The organism is Bacillus sp. FSL M8-0277, assembly GCF_037975305.1.
Classification (GTDB): Bacteria; Bacillota; Bacilli; order Bacillales; family Bacillaceae; genus Bacillus; species Bacillus pumilus.
Map to the genome: position 1 here is coordinate 806828 of NZ_CP150255.1, position 26573 is coordinate 833400.

A 26573-nucleotide genomic window follows, 5' to 3' on the forward strand; every position below is an offset into this window, starting at 1 on the left:
TAATGGGAATCTTGTGTAATTTAGTAGATAAATTTCTTAGTTCTATTGGTTTATGTTGTGTTTTTATGTAGAAATAAGTGTTTTGAGGTCAAAAAACCACGAAAAATACCTGTATTTTCAATTAGAAAATTCATTTTAATGTTTAGGAAATAATTTGTTGACAAAATAATATAAAAACAATATATTTGGCTTATTCCAGTTGTTATGGAAGTAGTTGTTAAATTTCTGATGGGTTTATTCTAGGCACACTCTAGTGATAGGTGGTGGCATAAAACCAAGGTAAAAGCACTCGGGAAATTTCTACTAAAACACAAGAAAATGGTTTTTTACATGAAGAAGAAATGATAGTCGATTTAAACAGTAGATGATCTTTCTAATATGATCACTTTGCAAGAGATAATTAAAAGACGTCGTATTCCTGCACAATAGAGAAAGCGTTTTCAAGAAAGGCAGTGAGTTGATCGAACGGTGAAGGAGGTGAACTCATATGAAAAAAAGAGAGAACAAGCTGAGGCGCTGCAGCTGTCAAATGGCTGCATATGAGGATGCATGCTGAAAAAGAAGAGTGAACATGTGGGATGCTTCTCTCCTTTTTCAGAAAATAGATTTCCTAAAAAATCCATCTTTCATTTTAACATAAGGTGTTTGGCTTGAAAATGACCTTTGCCCGGAAAGTCGATTTTAAATAGAAGGAGGTCCTGTGATGAAAAAGGCTTTATACCATGAAGACAGTGGGTTGTATCTAGAAAAAATGCGAATGGCATTTCAAGAACATTATGAGAAAAGAACAGATATGTGGTCTACTGATCCATCTTTAACAGATGCAGCCGTGGTGTCACTAAAGGCATGGCGTTCAAGGGAAAAGAATGCACTTGCTTCTGTGCTGGATATCGGGTGCGGGAACGGCCGGGCACTTGAACATTTAAGCGGGCTTTCCGCATATGTCGGCATCGACCTGTATGAGCATGAGGAGTGGGTAGGATTACAGAAAAGAGAAACGGTTTCTGTCCATTTTGTTCATCAAGATTTTATGTCCTGGTCGATGGGCCAGGGTCGAGGGATGCAGTTTGATTTAATTTTAGATCATGGCTGCTTTCATCACCAGCACCCTGATGATCATGAGCGTTATTTAAAACAGGTTTCCTCTTTGCTTCATGAAGGCGGCGTCTTCTCACTTGTTGTATGGGGAGAAGAGTGGAGAACAGGATTAATCGGAGAGGATGGCCGTTTCCACTTTTCGTTTTCAGACTCTCAGCTTGGAGAAAGAATTTGTTCATCAGGTCTGGAGCTTGTATCGATTACACCATTAAAAGCAAAAGCCGGCATTAGCCAGCATCATGTCATTGCCGTCAAAATCTAGTACAAAGGTGATCACTCAAACGTAGCAGAGGTGTTCATTCTAAAAAACAGCCTGTGCGCATCATGTAAGGGAAAGGCGTTATGAACCAAGAATTCTGCTCCTTTGTACTGGAAAAGACCTAGATTGACATATCGCTAGAATAGGTGGAATCAAGGTCTGAAGGATAAGAGGAAACGCACATCCATGTTCTTTTAAGCCATGAGTGCAGGCACATATTCATCACCATCACTGCGCTACGTGAGTCGATTTGGGTGCAGCGATGAATAGGGGGGAGACAAATGAACAAGTTTGTAGATGAATTGCAATCAATGATTCATCATTTTACCTTTCAAGAAAAAAACTATTTGCTCGTGGGGCCAGTGAACCTGCCAATCTCCATTCAACATGAAGAAGTGCCATTTAAATGGTATGCCTTCGCACCTGTTGAAGGGGAGACAAAACCAACGATCGAATCTATTGTCCAAATGAGTACCGCGCAGCAAACCTTTTCCTCTTGTCTCTTATTTGGCGACTTTGAAAATGAGGTGCCGCCGCTTGTGCGAATTCATAGTGTCTGCCAAACAGGGGATGTGTTTGGGTCACTAAAATGTGACTGCGGTCCACAGCTTGCGTTATCGCTAAAAAAAATCACTGATTACGGAAAAGGCATGCTCGTCTATATGGCCAATCAAGAAGGGCGGTCAATTGGGCTGATGGCGAAAGCATTGACGTATAAATTACAGGAAATGCAGCTGGATACGTTTGAAGCCAACCGTCTGATTGGCTGCGGCGATGATGATCGGCATTACGAGGAGGCAGCGGCTGTTCTGCACTATTTAAACAAAGGGAAACCAATGCATCTCCTAACGAACAATCCAGATAAAGTCGATTCCATTGCTGCCTACGGTCTTCCTGTTTTGCGGTTTGATCATACGGTCGAAGCCTCTCTCTATAATGAAGCCTATTTAAAAGCAAAAGCAGCCTCAGGGCATATGGTCGATGAGAAAAAATTAATTAATCAGTAGATGAGTTTACTTTAAAGAAGGCGGGAGAAAAGCGTGAAACCTGAAATCAATTGGATTCAAATCCCAAGCGGCTATGCAACCATCGGAAGTAATGAAGAAGATATGAAAAAGGCATCAGAATTCTGGAAGGACAAGCTTCTCAATCCAACTTACGGACGTGAGAAAAAATTTCAAAAATGGCTGTACAAAGAATTTCCATCCTATCAGCCGTATATCAATGAATTTTTCATTTCAGATACGGTCGTCACCAATGAATGGTATCAAAGCTATTGTGATGAAACAGGCCAGTCGTACCCGGAGAGCTTAACGAATCAAGAACTAGGCGGAGGGAAAGATCATCCGGCGTGGGGCATGGAGATCGAGGAAGCCTTCTCATTCTGTCAGTGGCTGAGCGGGAAACTCGGGATAGACGTGTCGATTCCTACTGAAGAAGAATGGGAATATGCTGCCCGGGGTAACACGAGAAATCAATACCCATGGGGAGATGAGTTTGACCCTTCTTCCTGTAATACGTACGAATCAAATATCGAAAAAACGACGCCTGTCCGCCATTACGAAAAGGGCAGATCCTTATTCGGTCTTTATGATATGGGGGGCAACGTCGAGGAATGGGTCAACACCAAATATCATGTGTACGAAGGCGGCATTGAGGTCGTAGATGATTTAACGGAAACGCTTGGCAGTGATTACTACATTTTAAAAGGCGGCTCCTTTGCAAGAGGCGGGGATTTATGCAGAGTCGCCAGAAGACATGGAAAGCACCCAGACCCTGTTTTTCGATTTACTGGCTTTCGTGTAATGACTCGTCAAAAACAACATATAAAGGTGGGAGTGTAAAACTATGCATAGAGGACCAATTACATCTGTTTTATCAACTCAGCAGGACCAAATTGTTTACACTGGCGGCTATGACCGCTGTATTTATCAGTGGAACCGGGCGACAGGAGAAGGAACGTTTATTGGAAGTCACGAGCATATCATTAACTCATTATCTCTTTCTGAAAACGGAAAGTATTTAGCGAGTGCATCGTCAGACTATACCATTCAATTGTTTGATACAAGTACTCATACTCAAATTCGCACCCTGTTTGGTCATGCGGATGATGTAGAAGCCGTTGCTTTTGCGAAGCAGGATACGTTGCTTGTATCGGTGTCTAGAGATAGAAGATGCTTAGTCTGGGATATCGAAACAGGAGCCATCCTAAGAGAATTTCATGGACATAGCAAGGATGTATTAGCTGTATGGATACATGGTGATAAAGCTTATACAACAGGTGATGATGGCTATGTTCTTGTGTGGCTGTATGATACAGGAGAAATTGTAGGGGAGATCGGTCCGTTTGATTATGAGCTGGACACAATCAGCGGCAGCAATCAAAAAGAAGTGTTCGCACTTGGCAGAGACGATGGCACCGTTATTATTTATGATGCGGTGACTTTACAGGAGAAAAAAATCATCAAAGCTCATTTACAGGGCGTCAAGCGTGTGAACTTTTCTCCAAGCGGCAATTACTTGCTGACAGCAGGCTATGACCATTTAATTAAGCTGTGGAATTACGAAACAGGGGATTTGGTTGATACTCTTCTCCCTCATAAATATCAGTGGGAGCGCTCGCTTGTCTGGACGGAGGATGAGAAATCCATCCTAGGAGCCAGCTTTGGAAAAACGTATTGTGAATGGTCTATTGAAAAGGGGAAAGTGGTATCAGATGAGATCCAAATGGCGACACCATCTATTAATGATATTGCACTGACTGATGCGGGAGATATCATCACAGCATCAGATGACGGAAAATTCAGAAAGAATGGGATTGAAATCGCTAAATCGACAGGCGTTTTAACAAATGGAGTGGCTGTCGCACGAGATGGAAGCTATTATGCTTGGGGAGATCATGCAAGTCAGGTGCATATTGTTCATGAATCATTACAGCAAATGGTTTCGTTTGATCTCAATACAGGGCCGGTCAACAGTGTGTATTTCCACGAGGAGGATCGGCAATTTTATATTGGAACTTACGGCGGCTATGTACATGTCATTTCGACGGAGCATTTAAAGGAAGTTGGTCGTTCCAAAGCACACGATTGTGCTGTGAAAGCACTAAAAGTAGAAGGAGATCATATCATCACAGCTGCGGTAGAAGGAACCATCTGTCTTTTAGATAAGAAGAGCTTGTCTTTAAAAGCGAAATATATCGGGGCGACAGAGCTATTAAATGACGTATTCATTGATAGCAAAAGAGATCGTATTGCCATTGTCAGCCGTGACAAGAATGTGAGATTGTTTGATTTGCATACAGGAAGAATTTTAGACCAGCATAATGAACACCAGTATTCGATTAAATCGGTCTCTGTCACAGACTCTGGCTATATTGTGAGCGGAGATTATTGGGGCTATATCGTTGTGTGGAATCCAGAGCTCGGGGTCAATACCGGCCCAATTAGAATTGCCAAGAATGGAATTAGTGCCATCAGACAATTAGGCAATGATGTATACGCAAGCTCGTATGATGGTGGGATTTATCATATTCGAGAAGATGGCACGTATACCGAAGTACTGCGCTTATTTGAACAATTTCCAAAAGAAGTAATCTCTCATTAAGAAAAAGAATGTAAGCGGGGGATTCTCATGATAAGTGTTTGCAAGGAACATATGAAAAAAGGTCTGACTGTACTCAATTGTCCGCATGTGCTCCTCATTAATAAATATGAATGTCGCAAATGCTGTTTTTGTAAACAACGAGCATCATATAAACTTTTTTATTCCTTGCCTTACTATGATCGTTCTGAAAAGAAACGGATGGAAAAAATATGAGAATAGAACTCCTTCATTTCCTGAAGGAGTTCTTTCCCTTGAAAGAGAAGAAAGGAGACTCACATGAAAGACGATGTGTTTTATATGAAACTGGCGATTGCCAACGCAAAGGCAATGAAAGGGCAAACCTCCCCAAACCCGCTTGTCGGTGCAGTCATTGTGCAGCAAGGTGAAATTGTTGGAATGGGTGCTCACATGAAGGCGGGCGAACCTCATGCTGAAATTCATGCACTGCACATGGCAGGAGAAAAGGCAGAAGGAGCTCATCTGTATGTAACGCTCGAACCTTGTTCGCATCATGGGAAAACGGGTCCTTGCACAGAAGCGATTATCAAAAGTGGTGTGAAACGAGTAGTCATTGCGACGCAAGATCCGAATCCGCTTGTAGCAGGGAAAGGGATTACCGTGTTGAAACAAGCAGGGATCGAAGTAGATGAAGGAATATGTAAACAGGAGGCGGATCGCTTAAATGTGCCTTTTTTCCATTTCATTCAATCAGACCTTCCCTACGTCATCTTAAAATCAGCCATTTCATTAGATGGGAAAATTGCCACAGCTCAACTTGAAAGCAAATGGATCACAGGAACAGAAGCGAGGCAAGAAGTGCAGCAATTGCGCCAAGAAGCAGATGCTGTGATAACAGGTGTCGAAACGATTATTCAAGATGATGCAGGTCTTATTGTGAAAGATTCAATCATGACCCAGCCCATTCGTGTCATTTTAGATTCCACATTAAGAATTCCGCTTCATGCCAAATGCTTAACAGATCACATGGCGGAAACCATTATTTGTACATCACAAAACTACGATCAAAAAAAGTATCATCAGCTGATACAAAAAGGACATCAAGTATTTGTCACAAGCGGAGAACATCGGACAGATCTTCAGGATGTGTTACACATGTTGAAGAAGCGCTCTGTGATGTCAGTGCTTGTTGAGGCAGGAGGTAGTGTGAGTGCGTCATTTTTAGAAGCATCATTTGTGAACGAAGCCGTTATCTATATGGCGCCTTTATTGATCGGAGGGAAAGACGCACCTACTTTCTTTGAAGGAGAGGGTGTGAAAAAACTAAAAGAGGCGATCCGTCCAGCGGATATTGAATATAGTATGGTAGGAAAAGATTTAAAAATGACGATGAGATTTCAATGAAACAAAGACCTTGTGTATGGAGCGCAAGGTCTTCTCAACTTTTCCAAATAAAAATAAAAATGTACATACACCTTTCCTGGTGAGGATGAATACGATGGAGGGGGGTGATTCTATGAAAAGATGTAGACAATGTGGAAAAACCTATCCAACTCATTCGAAAGGCCACTATCAAAAAAAGAGCTGGTATGATGGGTATAAGGATGATGGATGGGAATGTGATAGTTGTAAGAAAGGAAAAACAGGGAAAAATCCTTGCTGCGGAAAGGATCCTTGTGTTTGTGTCATTCAAGGTCGGCCAGGCAGAAGAGGTCCAGCAGGTCCAGCGGGCTCAGCAGGTCCAGCAGGCCCAGCAGGCCCAGCAGGCCCGATAGGTCCAACGGGAGTAGGCTTAACTGGCATCGTGGCATTTGATCCAGCGGTAGCCCCAACCTATCCAGTAGGTCAAGTGGTGACATTCGAAGGTGGGACGTATATCGTGAATACAGCACCACCAACAGGTACGCCAGGTACGTCGCCAGATTATACCTTGTTAGCAGCAGCTGGTGAAACTGGTGCAACCGGTGCTACAGGAGCCACAGGAACAGGAGCGACTGGCGCCACAGGAGATACGGGAGCGACCGGAGTAACAGGAGCCACGGGAGCGACCGGAGCAACCGGTGCTACAGGAACAGGAGCAACCGGCGCCACAGGAGATACGGGAGCAACCGGAGTAACAGGAGCCACGGGAGCGACCGGAGCAACCGGTGCTACAGGAACAGGAGCAACCGGCGCCACAGGAGATACGGGAGCAACCGGAGTAACAGGAGCCACGGGAGCGACCGGAGCAACCGGTGCTACAGGAACAGGAGCAACCGGCGCCACAGGAGATACGGGAGCAACCGGAGTAACAGGAGCCACGGGAGCGACCGGAGCAACCGGTGCTACAGGAACAGGAGCAACCGGCGCCACAGGAGATACGGGAGCAACCGGAGTAACAGGAGCCACGGGAGCGACCGGAGCAACTGGTGCTACAGGAACAGGAGTGACCGGCGCCACAGGAGATACGGGAGCAACCGGAGTAACAGGAGCCACGGGAGCGACCGGAGCAACCGGTGCTACAGGAACAGGAGCAACCGGTGCCACAGGAGATACGGGAGCAACCGGAGTAACAGGTGCAACAGGAGCCACGGGAACCGGAGTAACAGGTGCAACAGGGGATACTGGGGCGACTGGCGTCACCGGAGCGACCGGAGTAACAGGAGCGACCGGAGTAACGGGAGCTACAGGATTGACCGGCGCCACGGGTGTAACAGGAGATACGGGAGCAACCGGAGTAACAGGTGCAACAGGTGTCACTGGAGCCACAGGATTGACCGGGGCCACAGGTGTAACAGGAGATACCGGAGCGACCGGAGTAACGGGAGCTACAGGATTGACTGGGGCCACAGGTGTAACAGGAGATACCGGAGCGACCGGAGTAACGGGAGCTACAGGATTGACCGGGGCCACAGGTGTAACAGGAGATACCGGAGCGACCGGAGTAACGGGAGCTACAGGATTGACTGGGGCCACAGGTGTAACAGGAGATACCGGAGCGACCGGAGTAACGGGAGCTACAGGATTGACCGGAGTAACGGGAGCTACAGGATTGACCGGGGCCACAGGTGTAACAGGAGATACCGGAGCGACCGGAGTAACGGGAGCTACAGGATTGACCGGGGCCACAGGTGTAACAGGAGATACCGGAGCAACCGGAGTAACAGGAGCCACGGGAGTAACGGGAGCCACAGGATTGACCGGGGCCACAGGTGTAACAGGAGATACCGGAGCGACCGGAGTAACGGGAGCTACAGGATTGACCGGGGTCACAGGTGTAACAGGAGATACCGGAGCGACCGGAGTAACGGGAGCCACAGGATTGACCGGGGCCACAGGTGTAACAGGAGATACCGGAGCGACCGGAGTAACGGGAGCTACAGGATTGACCGGGGCCACAGGTGTAACAGGAGATACCGGAGCAACCGGAGTAACAGGAGCCACGGGAGTAACGGGAGCCACAGGATTGACCGGGGCCACAGGTGTAACAGGAGATACCGGAGCAACCGGAGTAACAGGTGCAACAGGTGCAACAGGTGCAACAGGTGCAACAGGTGTCACTGGAGCCACAGGTGTAACAGGAGATACCGGAGCAACCGGAGCAACCGGAGCAACCGGAGTAACAGGTGCAACCGGTGTCACTGGAGCCACAGGATTGACCGGGGCCACAGGTGTAACAGGAGATACCGGAGCGACCGGAGTAACGGGAGCTACAGGATTGACCGGGGCCACAGGTGTAACAGGAGATACCGGAGCAACCGGAGTAACAGGAGCCACGGGAGCCACAGGTGCCACAGGTGCCACAGGTGCCACAGGTGCTACTGGATCGAGTGCAATTATTCCGTTTGCATCAGGTTTACCTGTCGCTTTAACAACGATTGCAGGCGGTCTAGTCGGGACATCTAGTTTGGTCGGCTTTGGTAGCTCTGCAACTGGTGTCAGTATCTTAGGCGGTGTCATTGACTTAACAGGTGCAGCAGGTACGCTTTTAAATATGGCATTCTCTGTACCAAGAGATGGTACCATTACTTCATTTGCTGGATACTTTAGTACCACGGCAGCATTGGCTTTAGTCGGCACGAGTATTACAGTGACAGCTAGCTTATTTGCTTCACCGACACCAGATAACAGCTTCACTCAAATAGCAAGTGTCACGTTGGCACCACCATTAACTGGGATTCTCACTATTGGTGCTATTTCAAACGGCATCGCTACTGGTCTGAATGTGCCAGTTACAGCAGAAACAAGATTACTGGTTGTTTTCTCTGCGACTGCAACAGGATTATCCTTAGTTAACGCTGTAGCAGGCTATGCGAGTGCTGGTTTATCCATCACGTAATAGACACAAAGGGATGACTCGATTTGAGTCGTCCTTTTTGTTTGAATGAATTTTCTCTCAACTTCGTAAGAAAAAATGATATGATTTTCTTAGAGTCTATTCGATGAATCTACTTGAATTAGGGGTTGTGGCGGTGAGGATGGGCAAAAGGAAAGTCACTTTACAAACGAAAATTTTGGGATTAATAATCGGGCTTTTGCTTGTTGTCATTGCGTTATTGACCATTTGTTTTGGTTTTTTGCAGACCTCAGAAAGGCAGCGGCAAGCAGAACAGCTGGCGGTGCAAACCGCTAGAACAATCTCATATATGCCGCCCATTAAAACATCGGTGGCCACATCTGCATCGAAAAATGAAGAACAGGTAGTACTTGAGCAAATGAAGGATCAAGTTAGAGCACATGCCATCTTCATTACCAATCAAAAAGGGAAGATCCTTTTTCATACGAACCATGAGAATGTAGGAAAAACCATCAGTGTATTTAGAGGAAGAAGTACCCTGCTTTTTGGGGGAACCTCCATATCATCGGGTGATTCTAATGGTGAAACCGTTGTCAGAGGCAGTGCCCCGATTATGAAAGAAACAGGCAAGCATGAAGAAATTATTGGCACAGTCACTGTCGAATTTTTAAAAAAGGAAATCGATCAAGCGACCGCCCATCAACTATTCAAGCTTAGCTATATTGCTCTTCTTGTCCTCCTGCCTGGTATATTCGGAGCGATCTTTTTAACAAGAAGTATTCGTAAAGATACATTAGGTCTTGAACCGCATGAAATTGCTTCATTATTTCGAGAAAGAGAAGCGATGCTGCTTGCGATAAAAGAAGGGATTATTGCATTTGACCGCAAAGGCGCGATTACGATGATGAATACATCTGCTGAACACATGCTGCTCGTTTCATCCGAGCTGCCGCTTCATATTGATCAAGTCTTGCCAAAAGCCAATCTCCTTGTCTATTTAAAGGAAGAGACAATTGAACCGAACATAGAAACCGTCGTCAATGATAAAACCTATGTCTTAAATGTGAAAAAAGTGGTGCAGGACAACCGTGTCTTTGGAGGGATTGTGAGCTTCAGGGAGAAAACAGAGCTGACGAAGCTGCTGGATACATTAACAGAGGTCAGCCAATATTCAGAAGACCTGAGAGCGCAAACACACGAATTTTCAAATAAGCTGTACGCCATTTTAGGTTTGCTTGAGCTGAAGCAAGTGGATGAAGCCATTGACTTAATAAAGGAAGAATATACGCTGCAAAACCGTCAGCACGATTTACTGATGAAGCAAATACGATCTCCTAAAATACAAGCCATCCTACTTGGCAAGCTAGGGAAAGCCTCTGAGAAAAAGGTACATTTCCACATCGATGAAAATAGTTCATTGGAGCCGCTCCCAGCACATTTAAGTCTATCTCACTTTATTACCATCATCGGCAATCTCGTAGACAATGCGTTTGAGGCTGTATTGAATCAGGAGAAAAGAGAAGTAAGCTTGTTCATCACAGATATTGGATTTGATATTATCATAGAGGTGTCTGATTCAGGGGATGGTGTCAATGAAGGAGCCATTTCACAACTTTTCACAAGAGGACATTCATCAAAGGGAGAAGGACGAGGCTATGGACTCGCCAATGTCAAAGAAGTATTGGACGAACTTGGGGGCTGGATTGAAATAACGAACCAAAAAGAAGGCGGTGCCATCTTCACTGCATACATACCGAAAGGCACAAAGGGGGAATAAATGGTGATGAAGGTACTCATTGCGGAGGATGATTTTCGAATCGCAGCCATTCATGCATCTTATATACAACAAATAGAAGGATTTCAAGTCGCCGGAAAGGCAAAGAGTGCAAAGGATATGTGGGAGGCGCTTCAAAAGGAACAAGTCGACCTCATCTTGCTTGATGTGTATATGCCCGATGAGCTCGGCACAAACTTGTTGCCGCTTTTAAGAGAACGCTATCCAGAAATAGATGTGATTATTATCACAGCGGCTACGGAAACGACACTTTTAAGAGATGCCCTTCAATACGGAGTGGTTCATTATTTAATCAAACCAGTGACCGCACAAAAGTTTGCGCAAGTTTTAACTGAATATAAAGAGAAGAAAGACATCATCAATTCCAAGGATGAAGTCAATCAAACGATGATTGATTTGTTTTTTGGACAGATGCAGGAAGAGCCAAAGGAACAGGATGACAGAGACCTGCCTACAGGCATCAATTCGCTGACTTTGGACAAGGTGAAAACATTGATGGCATCAGAGAATAATGGAATTACAGCAGAAGAGCTAGGAGAAAAGATGGGGGCATCACGTACAACAGCGAGACGGTATGTTGAGTATCTCGTGACAACAGGAGAATGCAGGGCAGAGCTTGCGTACGGAATCATTGGCAGACCAGAGCGAAAATATTATCCTGCCAAAAAGCAAGCGGAGTCTTAAAAGATGAAAAAAGCAATATGCCTTGTCGTGATCATAATATGTCTTTGTATGACGCTCACCTTTAATGAAAAAAAGGGAGGTGACTCTTTCCTACAGCACAGTCCATTATATATTGTGGTGTCTGGTGTCCCTGACGGCGGCTTTGACCAAACAGCTCAAGTGATGAAATCAGTGCTCGAGAAGGAAAAGCTGGTGAAGCGGCCGGTGAATATCCTTTATCAAAGAGGCGGAACGGTGGATAAAGGATGGACATATATGCTGGAGCGAGATACCAACTATATTAGTTTGAATTCAAGTTTATTGTTAAGCCGTAATTTGCTTGGCAGCAGTAACATGACAATGAACGATGTCACGCCACTTGCGATTCTTGCAGAAGAGTGGCAGGTCGTCGCAGTCCCAGTGGATTCTCCCTTTTCAAATGGGAAGGAGCTATTAAACACACTAAAGAAGAAACCGGATTCCTTAAAAATTGGATTTGCCCCAGACTTTGGAAATGATGATCAAATCTCATTCGCACGAGCGGCAGAAATGGCAGGAATTGATCCATACCGCATTCAATTTTTGAAATTTGACAGTGCAGATGATTTATTTCAGGCGCTCATTGACCATGAGGTGGATGCAGCAACAACAACGATTACAGAGGTTCGTCATGATTATGAAAAGAAGAGGCTAAAACTCATAGCGACCACAACCAATCAGCGTTTAGAGGGATTTGAAGATGTGCCTACTTGGAAAGAGCAAGGAATCCCGCTCATCTTTTCTCATTGGCGTGGTGTCATGGGACCCAAACAAATGAATCAGCACGAGATTCGTGAATGGGATCAGCTTCTTCAAAAAATGACACAGACTAAGTCCTGGAAAAAACAATTAAAGCAAAAGGGCTGGACAAGTCGTTATATGAACAGCAAAGAGGCAAAGATCTTTATGGAAGAGCAATTAAGGCGATATGAGCAGTTTATTCAAGGAGAACAAGCGGTCGAGTGAGACCGCTTTTTTTCATGGAATCCATCAAAACCAAGGTTTGAACAAAATGAACAAAAAGCATTTATCGACCGAAAAAGAATTAAAATTCATAATATTTACTTCAATTCAGGCGTCAGATATCATGACAGAAAGGGTTGGAAATGGGATACCAACATTTAATGAAAGCGTATACAATATAAGGGGTGAACAAAGTGTTAGCAATCTTAGGATTTCTTATGATGGTTGTATTTATGGTTTTGATTATGACGAAACGTATGTCTGTTTTAACGGCATTGGTGTTAACACCAATTGCATTTGCTCTTATTGCAGGTTTTCATTTTACTGAAATTTCAGACATGATTGTCAAAGGTGTGCAGCAAGTCGCACCGACGGCGGTCATGATCATGTTTGCGATTTTGTACTTTGGCATTATGATTGATGCGGGTTTATTTGATCCGATGGTGGCGAAAATTTTAAAAATCGTCAAAGGCGATCCATTAAAAATTGTCGTCGGAACAGCTGTCCTGACTATGCTTGTTGCACTTGATGGTGACGGAACCACAACGTACATGATTACAACAACAGCGATGCTTCCGTTATTTACGCTGCTTGGCATCCGTCCGATTATTTTAGCGGGAATTGCCGGAGTTGGCATGGGGATTATGAATACAATTCCATGGGGAGGAGCCACACCTAGAGCGGCGAGTGCACTTGGCGTTGATCCATCACTTTTATTTGGTCCGATGATTCCAGTCATTGGTGCAGGGGTTTTGAGCATGATTGTGGTGGCATATTTTCTTGGGAAGTCTGAAAGAAAGCGTCTTGGTGTCATTGAGCTCGAACAGCCGATTCATGCAAATGAAATGGCAGCGGCACTACAGGACGACATCAAGCGGCCGAAACTTTGGTGGTTTAACCTGTCGCTTACGTTGTTATTGGTGCTCCTTCTTGTCTCTGGAAAAGTCAGCTTAACGGTTCTATTTGTTCTTGCTTTCTGTGTGGCAATTATCGTGAACTATCCGAACCTTGAACAGCAGCGTGAGCGGATTGCGGCTCATTCAACCAACGTTTTAGCGATTGCTTCCATGATATTTGCGGCAGGGGTTTTTACAGGCATCTTAACAGGCACAAAAATGGTCGATGAAATGGCGATTTCGATTGTATCTGCCATTCCAGAGCAGCTTGGCGGCTTCATTCCAGTCATTGTGGCGTTAACGAGCGGAATCTTTACGTTCTTTATGCCGAATGATGCATACTTTTATGGAGTCCTGCCGATCCTATCAGAAACAGCGGCAGCATACGGTGTTGATAAAATTGAAATCGCGAGAGCCTCTATTATTGGCCAGCCGATTCATATGTTAAGCCCACTTGTTCCATCCACTCATTTACTTGTTGGACTTGTTGGAGTATCACTGGATCAGCATCAGAAGTTTGGCATGAAATGGGCTGTGCTTGCAGTTGTCGCCATGACGGTCATGTCGGTACTCATTGGGGCCATCTCCATTTGGTAAATAAAAGAGTGTCTGCTACGTGAGCAGGCACTTTTTTTAGGTCATATTGCCGAGCAGGCTCAATTCATTTGCCCTATACAAAAACACTCTTGTTCCTCCAAAAGATATATTTTTGAAAAATACTGACACTTTTACTGTTTTTTTCTTTATAATGCAAATCAACGAAGGGAGAGGATAGCATGTCCAACCGAAAAGGCACGATTCTTTTTGCTGCTGTATGTCTCATAGCAGGAAGTTTGTCGATGGTGAGCCCAGCTTCAGCTCATGCAGATACCCCTTATTATGGAAAAAGTTATAAACAACCAGACTCAGTGAAGAAGCTATACCCTGAGCCTGACGAGACGTTCGATACCCCCGCATTTCAGAAAAAAGGAGAAGCCTTCACCACACAAGAAGAGCTTCAACAATTCTTACGTGATATTGTCCGCAAAAGTCCTTACGCTACGCAGAAGCAGATTGGAACATCCATTGAAGGACGGTCCATTCCAGCCCTCTACTTTACAAAGGATCGTCATATTTCTCCACTTTCAAAAAAGCCAACGATCTGGCTTCAAGCACAAATACACGGAAATGAACCAGCCTCCGGTGAATCGGCTCTCGTCATCGCAAAACGATTAGCTGGTGAAGAAGGAGAGCGTATACTCAATCATGTCAATATCATCATTGTCCCGAGAATCAATCCTGATGGTGCTTATGCGTTTGACCGCAGGCTTGCAAACGGAATGGATGGAAACCGTGATCATATGACATTAGAATCTCCAGAGCTCACAGCCCTGCATCAAGAATTTAATCGGTATACACCAGAAGTAGTCATTGATGCCCATGAATACGATGTAGGACAAAAGCAGTTTGATGATATCGGATCAGCGGGAGCCCTTAAATATCACGATTTACTGATTTTATCAGGGAAGAACTTGAATATTCCAGAAAGCATCCGGCTCACGTCAAATGAATTATACGTGAGCGGCGTCCGTGAAACGCTGACAAATCAAGGATTTTCAAATGATTTATATTATACAAGCACAAGAGGAAAGGATGGAAAGATTGATCTCTATGAAGGTGGAACGGATGCACGAATTGGTCGAAATGCTCTGGCACTCTCCCCAGCACTATCCTTTCTTGTAGAAAGCAGAGGGATTGGCATTGGAAGAGAGGACTTTACCCGCCGCGTCGCAGCACAAGTCACCACACATGAAAAAATCATTGAAACAACGGTGAAACATGCAAAGCAGGTGAAGCAGCAAATGGTGACGGAGCGTTTGAAGCTGGTGAAAAAAGGTCTCCAATCGAATGATGACGATCAAGTGGTCATTCAAGATGATTTCAAAGCGCCGGTGGATGATTCGCTTGAAATGGTAGATATTGAAAAAGGACAGACCATCAATGTCCCTGTACGCTTTCACAGTGCGAGCGATGCTACTCCTGTCATGTCGAGAGAGCGACCGACAGCTTATCTTGTTTTACCTGGACATGAAGGGGTAGAACGGAAGCTTCAAACCTTAGGGTTAAAAAGTGTCACATTGCCTGCCAGTGTAAAAGTACCGGTACATGCCTATCAAGTAACAAAACGAGATGAAAAAAGCAAAACAGATATTCAGCTTGAAACAGAACTCACCCAAAAGAAACGTCAGCTGCCAAAAGGGACAAAGGTATATTTCACGGCGCAGCCGCAAACGAATTTGTTGTCACTTGCCCTTGAGCCAGAATCAAAAGACAGCTACATGTCATCTGGATTTATTGCTTCAAAAGTAGGCGATGAACTGCCAGTGTACCGGTTCTTGCTATCTAAAAGGACGTTGGGCATTAAATAAAAAAGGGCTAAAATCAACATCATTTTAGCCCTTTGTCTACAATCTAGAAGCGGCACAGTGCGTGCTGCTTTTTTATTTTCGTCCTGCTCTTATTTCATCAGTCAAGCCTTCATATGGTGCTTCGGCGATAATGGTTTCGTCATTTACACCTGCATGATGGATATACGTAATGTCCGCAAATTCTGGAACAACATATTTCGGATATGTTTCGTACTTTTCACGAGATTCTTTCATGAGATCGATGTAGTCATTTTGATAGCAAACTGTGATATCTGGACGTTCATGCACCCATTTTGGGAAGAAGATGACGCCATGCATGCGCTTTTCTTCAGGCATAAAGTTCAGAGAGACGTCTGTCCCAGTTGGCTCTGTCCAAGAAACTTTGTAAACGCCTTTTGTTAGCTTCACAATATTCACTTCTTGATCACGGACCCAGCGGCCTCCAACCATTCCGCTATGAATGCGGTAATCAATGGTGTGATCGTTTTTAATGTAAATCTCATATTCCCAGCCATTTTCATACGTATAAATCATATGAAGTCCAACGAATTGATCCATGTTGATTCCTTCTTTCATTAGAATGATGTTGTTTCAAACATGTCGTGATTTACATGTTTATTTTAAAGTCTGTGGTATACTATTGTCAAAGAATAAGCGTTGGAGGCACATCATGAGAGTTTTGAAATATGCCATTCTTGGTTTACTAGATCAGTGTGAGCTGACTGGATACGATATCACCAAACATTTTAAGGATTCCCTTGGACAGTTTTGGAGCGCGAAGCATAGCCAAATTTACCCTGAGCTGAAACGGCTCACAGAAGAAGGGTTTATTGAATTTGATGTTCGTATACAAGGAAAGAAGCTGGAGAAGAAGGTTTATCAAATTACAGAGGCAGGGCAAGCAGCATTGCATCAGTGGTTAAGGACAAAAGACCCGATCCCAGAAACAACAAAGGATGAATTCATGCTCAAAACATTTTTCATCTCCTCCATGGACAAAAAAGAAGCGGCTGATCTGTTTACACATCAACTGCTAGAGCGCACGAAGAAAGTCGACATGCTAAAGCATAAGCTGCATGCGTTAATAGAGGAAGATCCTGGGGCTGAATCGCTTCATTCAGCGCAATTTGGGCATTACTTAGTGCTGACAAGGGCAATTGAAAGAGAAAAAGGCTATGTCCGCTGGCTTGAGCAAACCCTTAAACGGATTGATTCATCCTCGCTCTAAGGACAATGGTCGGATGATATGATAAAAAATGGTTTGAAACTAGTGAATTTATAAATAGAAACCGCTACAATGGATATATTCGTATTAAAGTGAGGCGAGTATGTTTGAGTAATCAAGAAGCGTTGTGGAATGAAGCAGAAGCTTTTATTTCTGTATGCTATGAAGAATTGGGCAAGTCAAATGAAGAGAAAGCAGCACGTCTGCATGAAATAAAACAAGAAATTAACTCTAAAGGGACGTATACTCACACACAAGAGGAATTGGCGCATGGAGCGAAAATGGCGTGGCGCAACAGCAACCGCTGCATTGGCCGTTTATTTTGGTCAACCCTGCATGTTCACGACTGCCGTCATGTGAAGACAGAAGAAGAGGTGAAAGAGGCACTCTTTCATCATATTGAGTATGCGACCAATGATGGGAAAATCAAACCATCCATTACGATCTTTCCTCCAGAAAATCATGCGCAAAAGGAAGTCGTCATTTATAATCATCAGCTCGTTCGTTATGCAGGCTATGAGACGGAGTACGGCATCATCGGCGACGAGGCTTCTCTTGAATTAACAAAGTTGTGTGAAGCCCATGGCTGGAAAGGGGAAGGCACGCATTTTGATATCCTGCCTCTCATGTTTCAGCTAAAGGATCAACCGCCAGTTTTGTATGAGCTTCCGAAAGAAATCGTCCAAGAAGTCGAGATTACCCATCCTGAATATGAAGGATTTCGTGATTTAGGACTGAAATGGTACGCCGTTCCGATTATTGCTGATATGAAATTGGAGATTGGTGGTATTCATTACAATGCAGCGCCGTTCAATGGCTGGTATATGGGCACAGAAATTGGCGCACGTAATCTAGCCGATGAAAATCGCTACAATATGCTGAAAAAAGTCGCTTCGATTTTAGGACTGGACACAACAAAGAATGCGTCGCTTTGGAAGGACAAAGCCATTGTTGAGTTGAATGTGGCGGTTCTTCATTCTTACAGAGAAGCAGGGGTGACCATTGTTGATCACCATACAGCAGCACATCAATTCAAACAGTTCGAAAAGCAGGAAGAAAAGGCTGACCGTAAGCTGACTGGGGACTGGACTTGGCTGATTCCACCGGTATCACCAGCTGCTACCCACATCTTCCACAAGCATTACGACAATACCATTGTGAAGCCGAATTATTTTTATCAGGAAAAGCCCTATCATGGAACAGAAAAAGCCTAGCGAAAGCTAGGTTTTTTTTATGAAAACTTCATCCCTTGATGCGAAAATCCTGATAATGAGCGAACTCAGTGAGCGGCTCCATCTGCATATCTGTGACCTTTGAAAAAGGGCTTCCTTTCCGGACAGTCTTTAAGAAATCAAGCACTTCCTGCTGCTCACCCTCTACCTTTAACTCGACATGCCCTTCATCTGTGTTGCGTACCCAGCCTTTCATCCCGCGATTGACGGCTTCTCCTTGTACAAAATAGCGAAAACCGACTCCCTGCACCCGTCCTGTGACAATGGCATGATAATGAATCAATGTCATCTCTCCTTTTTTCTCATCGTACCATAGCATGTAACTGACCTTCACGCATCGACTATGATTTCATTGTCTAACGATGTAAAATAATAGCCATGAGACAATCAAAGGAGATGGTCATCGTGGGACAGAAGAGATACGACATAGTAGGAATTCAAGTAGGACAACCCATCACGACCTATGCAAACGGAAAAGAAATCAAAACAGCCATCAACAAAAAGCGAATTCATGAGCCTGTCTATTTGAGTAAGGTCAATTTTGAGGGAGATGGTCAAGGTGATTTGGTTCATCATGGAGGATATGATAAAGCCGTCTGCGTCTTTCCATACGATCATTATGCTTATTTTGAGCAGTTTTTAGGGGTTCCGTTACAGGAAGCTGCCTTCGGTGAGAATGTGACCGTGCACCAACTAGTTGAAACAGAAGTGCGGATTGGCGATGTATTTCAGCTTGGAGAAGCACTTGTTGAAGTGAGCCAGCCAAGACAGCCGTGTGTGAAACTATCTTTTAAGCATGGCAACATGAAGCTTGTAAAGGAAGTACAGCAAACGGGGTATACCGGCTTTTATTTACGGGTGCTGAGAGAAGGCTTAGTGCCTGCTGATGCTTCTCTTGTATTAGTAGAAAAAGCACCTCATCACATTACAGTCCATGAAGTGAACGAGGTCAAATATCGTCAAACAAGTCCAGAGAGGCTAAAAGCCGTTCTTGAAGTAGATGCCTTAGCAGATGTCGTGAGGAAGTCTTTAGAAAAACGAATTCAGCCCATTTAAAAAAAGCCGTACATCAGCATAAGATGTACGGCTTTTAAGCGCTTATGAGCTAGGTTTCTTTTGCTCAAGAAGATTTGCAAGGAAATATGTTTTTAAGCTTTGAAGCTTTCTTCCTTCATGCTTGGTCACACCAAGCTTCTTTAATTCTTCGACATACCAGCCTTTGCTACCATAATGCATGATAGAAAACTCCTTTCAATTGAAACTGCCTGCATTGTAACATCTCAAAAAAGGACGTGAAAAGTGTGCAGGTATGAATAAATGAAAACTGATTCTATCTTCCTATGATCCATGTATATGCTGGAAATGATCATTTATGAATTTGGCGGGTTGAGGGTAACGATGATCATGCCGACCGTCATAATCATGATGACAATACCAAGATAAGTCATCATGGATTGTTTTTTCTTAATACCTACAACCGTTAAGATAATACTTTCAATCAAAAAGATAACGCCGATGATGATGAACCACATATCAAATAAGACCCCTTTCGCATATCTTTGCCTATTTTACCACAGGCATTTTTGTTTAGTCATGACAGATTCGTGAAAGGGAAACGAAAAGGATCCCCTCCAATGAAGAAGGGGATCAGCTGGCTTATAGCTTCGTTAATATAATCGGTTCGTCTTTTGTGATGACAATGGTATGTTCAATCTGTGCGACAAGGCTTTTGTCTGGTGTTTTAAAGGTCCAGCCGTCATCAGCTTGATAAATCGATTCAGCATTTGTTGATATAAAAGGTTCGAAGGCGATCACGGTGCCATTCTTAAACAAAGCATTATCGAATGGATCATAATAGTTCAAAATATGGTTAGGTGCTTCATGCAGATTTTTCCCAATACCATGTCCTGTCAGGTTTTTAATGACAGTAAATCCTTGTTCTTTTGCTGTATTGTAGACCGCACGGCCAATTTGGTTTTGTCTTTTACCGGCTTTTGCATGCTTTAATCCTTCAAGGAATGCATCCTCTGCACACTGGCATAATGCTTCAAGACGAGCATCACCTGTACCTAATACGAATGAAATACCGGTATCGGAATAATAGCCGTCCAGCTCTGCTGAGATATCAATATTGATGAGGTCGCCCTCTTGTAAAATGGTTTTTTCACTTGGAATACCGTGAGCAACTTCATCGTTCACGCTGATACAAGTCGTCCCAGGGAAGTCATATTCCTTTTCGGGTGCTGAATTCGCCCCATGTTCTTCTAATATTTTTTTCCCAATCAAATCTAGTTCTTTTGTAGACATGCCTGGTTTCGCTTGGCTTTTCATTTCTTCTCTTGCCAAAGCGACAATTCGGCCGACTTTTTTTAAGGCTTCTAACTCATGATCATGTTTGACAATCACTGTTCATTCCCGCTTTCTATAACTTCATTCTATTCAATAGCTTACCACATTTTACGCAAAAAGAGTAAAGAGCGGAATTCAAATGAATGTGGACAAATTGGTATAGATAACTAGATGTGCATATGATATATTTTTTATGAGCATCATGGACGTTTAGTCATGATGATGACAAAGGGGGAGAAGGCAAATGGTGTTTCAGTTTTTTCAAAAGCTAGGCAAATCTTTTATGCTTCCAATCGCTGTACTTCCAGCAGCAGGGATTATTTTGGCTATTGGGCGGGAGGATGTATTCGATATCCCGTTTATTCATGCGGCTGGAAATGCCATTTTTGCAAACTTGGCTTTAATTTTTGCAATGGGGATAGCGATCGGCATTGCAAAGGATGGTAACGGGGCAGCGGCATTATCAGGTGCGATCTCTTATTTTATTTTATCAGCTGGTACAACGTCGATTAATTCAACGAACAATATGGGGGTATTGGGCGGTATTTTATGCGGGCTATTGGCAGGTTATGTGTACAATCGCTTCAAGGATACGAAGCTGCCCGAATACTTAGGTTTCTTTAGCGGAAGACGGCTTGTGCCGATTATGACCGCACTTTTCACCATTTTATTAGCAGCCGTTTTCGGATTTGTATGGCCTCCGATTCAAAGCGGGATCAATGGTTTAGGAGAATGGATTTTAAGTCTTGGTGCAACGGGTGCAGGGCTGTTTGGTTTCTTTAACCGCTTGCTCATTCCATTAGGGCTTCATCATGTGCTGAATAACTTATTTTGGTTTCAATTCGGGGAATTCAGCGGGGCAACAGGAGATCTAGCGCGATTCTTTAAAGGAGATCCAAGCGCGGGTGTCTTTATGACTGGTTTCTTCCCAGTGATGATGTTCGGTCTGCCAGCGGCATGTTTAGCCATGATTGTGACCGCAAAGCCTGAAAAGCGAAAAGCAACGGCTGGCCTGATGATTGGGATGGCGCTTACGTCATTTATTACAGGGATTACTGAACCAATTGAATTTTCATTTATGTTTTTATCCCCACTCCTATATGGTGTCCATGCTGTACTAACGGGTCTTTCGCTCTTTATTGTGAACATTCTCGGGATTCATAGCGGCTTCGCTTTTTCAGCAGGAGCAATTGATTACGTTTTAAGCTTTGGCATTGCACAAAAACCACTCATGCTGCTTGGGGTTGGGGTGCTTTATGGCATTGTGTACTTTGTCGTTTTCTATTTCCTCATTAAACTGTTAAAGCTCAAAACACCGGGTAGAGAAGATGAGGACATTGAAGATATTGCAGCCGATGATACGAAGACGGCAGGTGCGAGTATACTTTTAGAGGGACTTGGCGGCAAAGACAATATCACCGCCATTGATCATTGTGCCACCCGCCTGCGTTTAACAGTAGAAGATACACATTTATTAAATGAAGGCACATTGAAAAAAGCAGGTGCCAAAGGGGTACTGACTTCAGGGAAAACCTCCGTACAAATCATCATTGGAACGAATGTAGAATTTGTCGCAGATGATCTTCGCAAGGAAGTCGATCGAGATTAAAAAAAGCGTTCAGCCAGGTCAAATGGGCTGAACGTTTTTTTGTTTGCGCTGTTCAATGACGAGCACAATACTGATCACAACAAGTAAAAACCAAGAACTGATTTTCCCAAGATGGACGAGAGACCAAGCGTGCTGTTGATTTGGATATTGCCATGCCCCTAAAAAGGTGGTGACATTTTCGGCAATCCAAATAAAGAAACCAATCAGCAAGAAAGAGACGACAAGCGGCATTCGGAAGGTAGAAGAGCCAACCTGAAACGAGACGGACGTTTTTCGAAATACGACAACAAGCAGTAATGTCAGCCACCACCTGACATCATAGAGCCAGTGATGCGTAAAAAAATTGAGATAAATACACAAGCTAATCCCAATTGAAAGAAACGGATGGGGCCATGAACTGACCTGCACGTGAAGCCGGGAGAGTGCCTGATAAATATAGCTTGCTACACTCGCATACATAAACCCGCTATAGAGCGGAACCCCAAATACCTTCATATAAGCCTCTTCAGGATAGGACCAAGAACCCATATGAACTTTATACAATTCTAAGCCAATACCTATTATGTGAAATAGACAGATCACCTTCAATTCATTCAATGTCTCCAGCCGAAGCGTCAGCATGAGTATCTGGGCAAGAAGGCAAAGCAGTAGAATGAAATCATACCGGTGTAGAAAAGGAATCGTCACTATCTTTGATAGGGCAAGCGCTGCAAAGATCATGACGGGGAATAGACACGACATCGCCTATAAGTAAGCAAACTGGAATAATGTTTTCATACAAAATGAAACCTCTTTTCATTGTCTGAAATGACTAAGACGGATTTAGCAAGGGAAAAGTTACCTCAACTAGATATTCATGAACAATTTGTGAATACGTATGTGAAAAAGATCACAAATTAGTTTTAACATAGTATAATAAGATCATAAAGAAAATGTGAAGAAATTCACATAAATTAAAGGGAGGCATCATCATGTTTACAAAATTCTTACAAACGAATGTATGGGCAGCGGTTATCCTTTTGGCAGCAAGACTTTATATCGGTTGGACTTGGCTCACATCTGGTATAGGAAAACTAACAGGCGGATTCGATGCATCAGGATATTTACAATTTGCGATAGCTGAACCTGTTGTCAAAGATGGAAACCTTGTGTATCCGTTCTATGTATGGTTTTTAGAAAATGTCGCTTTGCCGAATGCTGGACTATTCAGTGCCATGGTCATGTGGGGAGAAATTTTAGTAGGTCTAGGATTAATTGTTGGATTATTCACAACAACCGCAGCGTTTTTCGGAAGCATGATGAATGTCTCTTTCTTACTAGCTGGTACCGTCTCTGTCAACCCGCTTCTTCTGCTCATTGCCATCGTCATCATGGCTGCGAAAGGAAATGCAGGCAAATTTGGACTTGATTATGTCGCAGGTCCCGTCTTGAAACGAACTATGAAAAGAAAGCCGCATTTAGAAGTGGCTTCATAATAAAGAAAAAGCATCCTCAGCTTCTGCTCAGGATGCTTTTTTTATTTAGGAATCAGCTTTCACCAGATTAATATGCAGGACGGTGAGCTTCTGCTGATTTATATCTGGGTCATTTCCGGCGATAAATTCCAGCTCATAATCTCCAGTACGATACACGTATTTTTTCTCTTTTGTCTGTGGAATGGTGCTGACCGAATTGGCTTGTCCAAGTTGTTTCTTTAATAGGGAAGGGGTCATTCCGCCGATATTCGTTTCTTTTTCTACATTTGTACCGAAATAACGGATTTCGTCAATTTTGCCTTTTGCATCATAATGAAAAGCAAATCCCGGATTCCCCATTTCAGCATGATACAAATCAAAGCTGCTTTGACCTGTTTCTGGATATGGATTTCCTAGTTTATGATGGACATCCATCTTTGTTTGAACTCCAATTTTAAGACCTTTTGCATAATACGGCATTTGTCCTTTATGTGCCAGCTCATAAATGTTGTTTAGTGCGGTTTTCGGACCTTGAGGAACGGATTGTTCGACTGCTGTTTTGGTCATGGCGTGTGCTGAGACTGCAGGACTGAATCCAATGAGGCAGGACGTAGCGAGTGAAGCAGTCATGACAAAAGCGGTTGTTTTTTTCATCATAAATCCCTCCTTCTTCTTTCTATACCCGGTGCAATAGGGGTCAAACGTAAAAAGAACCAGCTGATCATGGATCGGCTGGTTCTTAAAATGAGAAAGTTATTTTGATGAAGTGCCGGATTTATCTTTGGCGGAAGAGGAATCTTCTTCATCCTGTACTTTCTTTGTATAGTCATATTGATTGCGGTCAATCGGTGTAAAGCCTTTAGGCTTGTAGAAACGGAGTAAATCTTCGGTGACGATCTTATCAGATGTCTCAAGCATCTTTTTCACCGTTTCATTTTCTTGTGATGCCTTATCAGTCGGCTCGATTTTCTCGCCTGTTTTGTTGCTGTAATAGTTATTGCCTACTTTTGTGTAATCCTTAGAGACGAAGTCACCATTTCTAAATGGCACTAGCTCCTTGAAATTTTTCGATAAGATATCAGAACCAGACATTAAATAGTTCTTCGTATCATCACCAAGCAGGTGCAGAAGGGTTGGTGCGACATCGACTTCACCAGAGTATTTATGAATCTGTCCGCCTTTTACGCCTGGTACATGAATAAAGAGCGGTACGCGCATGAGTTGCGCATTTTCATAATCTCCGATTTTTTGTCCTGTCACTTTTTCCATCGCTTCATTGTGGTTTTCAGAAATGCCGTAATGGTCTCCGTACATAATGACGACTGTATTGTCATAGAGTCCAGACTTTTTCAGGTCGTTGAAGAACTGTTCAATCGCTTCATCTAAATAATGAGCCGATTGGAAATAGTTATTGACGACAGAGTCTCCGAAGTCACCGGGTTCAAAATCGGTATCCCCTTCATCCATTCCAAATGGGAAATGGTTCGATAACGTAATAAATTTCGAATAAAACGGCTGCTTCAAGTTTTCAAGCATTGGCATAGATTCTTTGAAGAATGGTTTGTCTTTCAGCCCATAGTTCTTCGTATCTTGCTCGTTCATATCGTAATACTCAGAATCGTAAAATCTGTCATATCCAAACGACTTAAACATTTCATTACGGTTCCAGAAGGTTTTTGTATTGCCGTGGAATTCTGCTGACGTGTATTGATCCTTCTTCAAAATGCCAGGAAGTGCTTGATACGTGTTTTGCGCTTTGTTAATAAAAACAGAGCCTTGGGATAATGGGAAGAGCCCAGTATCCATCATAAATTCAGCATCAGACGTCTTTCCTTGTCCTGTTTGATGGAAGAAGTTATCAAAGTAAAACGTTTTGTTGTTGTGTGCCAATGAATTAAGGAATGGCGTTACTTCTTTTCCGTTTACTTTGTAATCAATGACAAAATTTTGCAGAGATTCAAGAGAAATCGTAATCACGTTCATGCCTTTCGCTTTCCCGTAATAAGCCGGGTTAGGATCAGCGCTGTTCGCTTTTAAATAGTTCTCTACATCTGTCACGTCATTTGAATTTGCCAGAGCGCGCTGGCTGTTTGATTTCACATTTTGAATGGCATCAAACACAGTAAAGTTATAAGCACCTAAATATTTCACTAAATAATTGCGGTCAAATGATCTTGATAAAAGCTCTGGACGATCAATCTCTGCAGCGACTAAATTCATCACAAAGATGACAACAGAGGACACAAGGACGAGTCTAAACGATTTTGACTTTTGAACAGGTACAGTAGCTGTACTTGTTTGCTGCTTCTTTTTCATGCGGACTGCGAGTACGATCAAAATGATGGTATCCATAAAGTAAAACATATCAGTCCAACGCATGAGTGAAAATGCACTATCACCTAATTGTCCGCCATTCGTTCCTGCCTGCATCACGGTAGGCAGCGTGATAAAGTCATTGAAGAATCGATAGTACACGATGTTTGCGTATAGTAAAAAAGACATGAAAAAATGAATCACAATGATAGCGGCAGGCTGCCATTTTTTCTTGAACAATAAAGCAAAGCCAAGAAAGAACAAGCTGGAGCTAATAGGATTCACGAAAAGCAAAATATGCTGAAGCACATTTGATATACCAAGTTTAAATTCAATTAAATACGCTGAATACGTTTTGAGCCACAGTAAAATGACTGCAATAACAAAGAAGCCGAGGCCTCGTTTTTGAATAAATGTTTTCATAAAAACA

At 43.4% G+C, this 26573-nt stretch carries 24 protein-coding genes; 16 read left to right on the forward strand and 8 right to left on the reverse strand.

All coding sequences use genetic code 11. The features are described from left to right. Nucleotides 1-703 precede the first annotated feature (703 nt). The 11 genes from MKZ05_RS03840 to MKZ05_RS03890 all read left to right on the forward strand — a co-directional run bounded on the left by MKZ05_RS03840 (nt 704) and on the right by MKZ05_RS03890 (nt 15961). Entirely contained in the window at nt 704-1360 is a 657-nt protein-coding gene (locus MKZ05_RS03840) for a methyltransferase domain-containing protein (protein ID WP_339161471.1), read from the forward strand. 278 nt (nt 1361-1638) lie between these two features. Beyond that, entirely contained in the window at nt 1639-2364 is a 726-nt protein-coding gene (locus tag MKZ05_RS03845) for a GTP cyclohydrolase II (protein ID WP_106036030.1), read from the forward strand. 33 nt (nt 2365-2397) lie between these two features. Next, nucleotides 2398-3201: an SUMF1/EgtB/PvdO family nonheme iron enzyme gene (locus MKZ05_RS03850; RefSeq protein WP_309217370.1), complete on the forward strand. Its 804-nt coding sequence runs from the start codon at nt 2398-2400 to the stop codon at nt 3199-3201. Nucleotides 3202-3205: 4 nt separating this feature from the next. After that, on the forward strand, nt 3206-4963 hold the full coding sequence (locus tag MKZ05_RS03855) for a WD40 repeat domain-containing protein (protein WP_339161475.1): 1758 nt from the start codon (nt 3206-3208) through the stop codon (nt 4961-4963). 276 nt (nt 4964-5239) lie between these two features. Then, a complete protein-coding gene (ribD, locus tag MKZ05_RS03860) occupies nt 5240-6325 on the forward strand; it encodes a bifunctional diaminohydroxyphosphoribosylaminopyrimidine deaminase/5-amino-6-(5-phosphoribosylamino)uracil reductase RibD (protein WP_212046297.1) in 1086 nt (361 codons plus the stop codon). Nucleotides 6326-6437: 112 nt separating this feature from the next. Beyond that, the gene (locus tag MKZ05_RS03865) at nt 6438-9239 is read left to right on the forward strand and encodes an exosporium glycoprotein BclB-related protein (protein WP_339161477.1); all 2802 of its coding nucleotides are present in this window, start codon (nt 6438-6440) and stop codon (nt 9237-9239) included. 139 nt (nt 9240-9378) lie between these two features. Further along, complete coding sequence (locus MKZ05_RS03870) at nt 9379-10974, forward strand: sensor histidine kinase (protein ID WP_212046551.1); 1596 nt, start codon at nt 9379-9381, stop codon at nt 10972-10974. Between the two features lie 3 nt (nt 10975-10977). Then, nucleotides 10978-11676 carry a response regulator gene (locus MKZ05_RS03875; protein ID WP_170966035.1) on the forward strand — a complete coding sequence of 233 codons (699 nt, stop codon included), beginning with the start codon at nt 10978-10980 and terminating at the stop codon, nt 11674-11676. A 3-nt stretch (nt 11677-11679) separates the two neighbouring features. Further along, entirely contained in the window at nt 11680-12660 is a 981-nt protein-coding gene (locus MKZ05_RS03880) for a tripartite tricarboxylate transporter substrate-binding protein (protein ID WP_003213926.1), read from the forward strand. Between the two features lie 191 nt (nt 12661-12851). After that, nucleotides 12852-14150, forward strand: a complete 1299-nt coding sequence (locus tag MKZ05_RS03885) for a citrate:proton symporter (RefSeq protein ID WP_050944809.1) — start codon at nt 12852-12854, stop codon at nt 14148-14150. Between the two features lie 179 nt (nt 14151-14329). After that, complete coding sequence (locus tag MKZ05_RS03890; RefSeq protein ID WP_339161479.1) at nt 14330-15961, forward strand: M14 family metallocarboxypeptidase; 1632 nt, start codon at nt 14330-14332, stop codon at nt 15959-15961. A gap of 72 nt (nt 15962-16033) precedes the next feature. Here the strand turns inward: MKZ05_RS03890 and MKZ05_RS03895 are convergent, their stop codons facing one another. After that, complete coding sequence (locus MKZ05_RS03895; RefSeq protein WP_025206914.1) at nt 16034-16519, reverse strand: phenolic acid decarboxylase; 486 nt, start codon at nt 16517-16519, stop codon at nt 16034-16036. 112 nt (nt 16520-16631) lie between these two features. On the opposite strand from MKZ05_RS03895, the gene MKZ05_RS03900 reads away from it, so the two are divergent. Together MKZ05_RS03900 and MKZ05_RS03905 are read left to right on the forward strand one after the other, a co-directional pair. Then, nucleotides 16632-17189, forward strand: coding sequence for a PadR family transcriptional regulator (locus MKZ05_RS03900; RefSeq protein ID WP_050944806.1), 558 nt, complete (start codon nt 16632-16634; stop codon nt 17187-17189). A 104-nt stretch (nt 17190-17293) separates the two neighbouring features. Beyond that, a complete protein-coding gene (locus tag MKZ05_RS03905) occupies nt 17294-18400 on the forward strand; it encodes a nitric oxide synthase oxygenase (RefSeq protein ID WP_284907651.1) in 1107 nt (368 codons plus the stop codon). 28 nt (nt 18401-18428) lie between these two features. Here the strand turns inward: MKZ05_RS03905 and MKZ05_RS03910 are convergent, their stop codons facing one another. Beyond that, complete coding sequence (locus tag MKZ05_RS03910; RefSeq protein WP_050944813.1) at nt 18429-18701, reverse strand: acylphosphatase; 273 nt, start codon at nt 18699-18701, stop codon at nt 18429-18431. A 122-nt stretch (nt 18702-18823) separates the two neighbouring features. On the opposite strand from MKZ05_RS03910, the gene MKZ05_RS03915 reads away from it, so the two are divergent. Beyond that, the gene (locus MKZ05_RS03915) at nt 18824-19474 is read left to right on the forward strand and encodes an MOSC domain-containing protein (protein WP_137055543.1); all 651 of its coding nucleotides are present in this window, start codon (nt 18824-18826) and stop codon (nt 19472-19474) included. 42 nt (nt 19475-19516) lie between these two features. On the opposite strand, the gene MKZ05_RS03920 is transcribed toward MKZ05_RS03915, so the two are convergent. The 3 genes from MKZ05_RS03920 to map form a co-directional block, all read right to left on the reverse strand. Beyond that, nucleotides 19517-19654, reverse strand: coding sequence for a YflJ family protein (locus MKZ05_RS03920; protein ID WP_003214303.1), 138 nt, complete (start codon nt 19652-19654; stop codon nt 19517-19519). 134 nt (nt 19655-19788) lie between these two features. Then, nucleotides 19789-19950 carry a hypothetical protein gene (locus tag MKZ05_RS03925; protein WP_003214360.1) on the reverse strand — a complete coding sequence of 54 codons (162 nt, stop codon included), beginning with the start codon at nt 19948-19950 and terminating at the stop codon, nt 19789-19791. 124 nt (nt 19951-20074) lie between these two features. Then, nucleotides 20075-20824 carry a type I methionyl aminopeptidase gene (map, locus tag MKZ05_RS03930; protein WP_003213886.1) on the reverse strand — a complete coding sequence of 250 codons (750 nt, stop codon included), beginning with the start codon at nt 20822-20824 and terminating at the stop codon, nt 20075-20077. A 187-nt stretch (nt 20825-21011) separates the two neighbouring features. Here map and nagE point away from each other — a divergent pair, with 187 nt between their 5' ends. Further along, nucleotides 21012-22376, forward strand: a complete 1365-nt coding sequence (nagE, locus tag MKZ05_RS03935; RefSeq protein WP_050944804.1) for an N-acetylglucosamine-specific PTS transporter subunit IIBC — start codon at nt 21012-21014, stop codon at nt 22374-22376. Nucleotides 22377-22394: 18 nt separating this feature from the next. On the opposite strand, the gene MKZ05_RS03940 is transcribed toward nagE, so the two are convergent. Further along, nucleotides 22395-23117: a DUF817 domain-containing protein gene (locus tag MKZ05_RS03940; RefSeq protein WP_339161485.1), complete on the reverse strand. Its 723-nt coding sequence runs from the start codon at nt 23115-23117 to the stop codon at nt 22395-22397. Between the two features lie 230 nt (nt 23118-23347). On the opposite strand from MKZ05_RS03940, the gene MKZ05_RS03945 reads away from it, so the two are divergent. Beyond that, on the forward strand, nt 23348-23851 hold the full coding sequence (locus MKZ05_RS03945) for a DoxX family protein (RefSeq protein WP_003214123.1): 504 nt from the start codon (nt 23348-23350) through the stop codon (nt 23849-23851). A 45-nt stretch (nt 23852-23896) separates the two neighbouring features. Here the strand turns inward: MKZ05_RS03945 and MKZ05_RS03950 are convergent, their stop codons facing one another. Continuing rightward, nucleotides 23897-24484: a YjgB family protein gene (locus MKZ05_RS03950; protein ID WP_253622844.1), complete on the reverse strand. Its 588-nt coding sequence runs from the start codon at nt 24482-24484 to the stop codon at nt 23897-23899. 99 nt (nt 24485-24583) lie between these two features. Further along, nucleotides 24584-26566, reverse strand: a complete 1983-nt coding sequence (locus MKZ05_RS03955) for an LTA synthase family protein (RefSeq protein WP_050944801.1) — start codon at nt 26564-26566, stop codon at nt 24584-24586. Between the last annotated feature and the right edge of the window lie 7 nt (nt 26567-26573).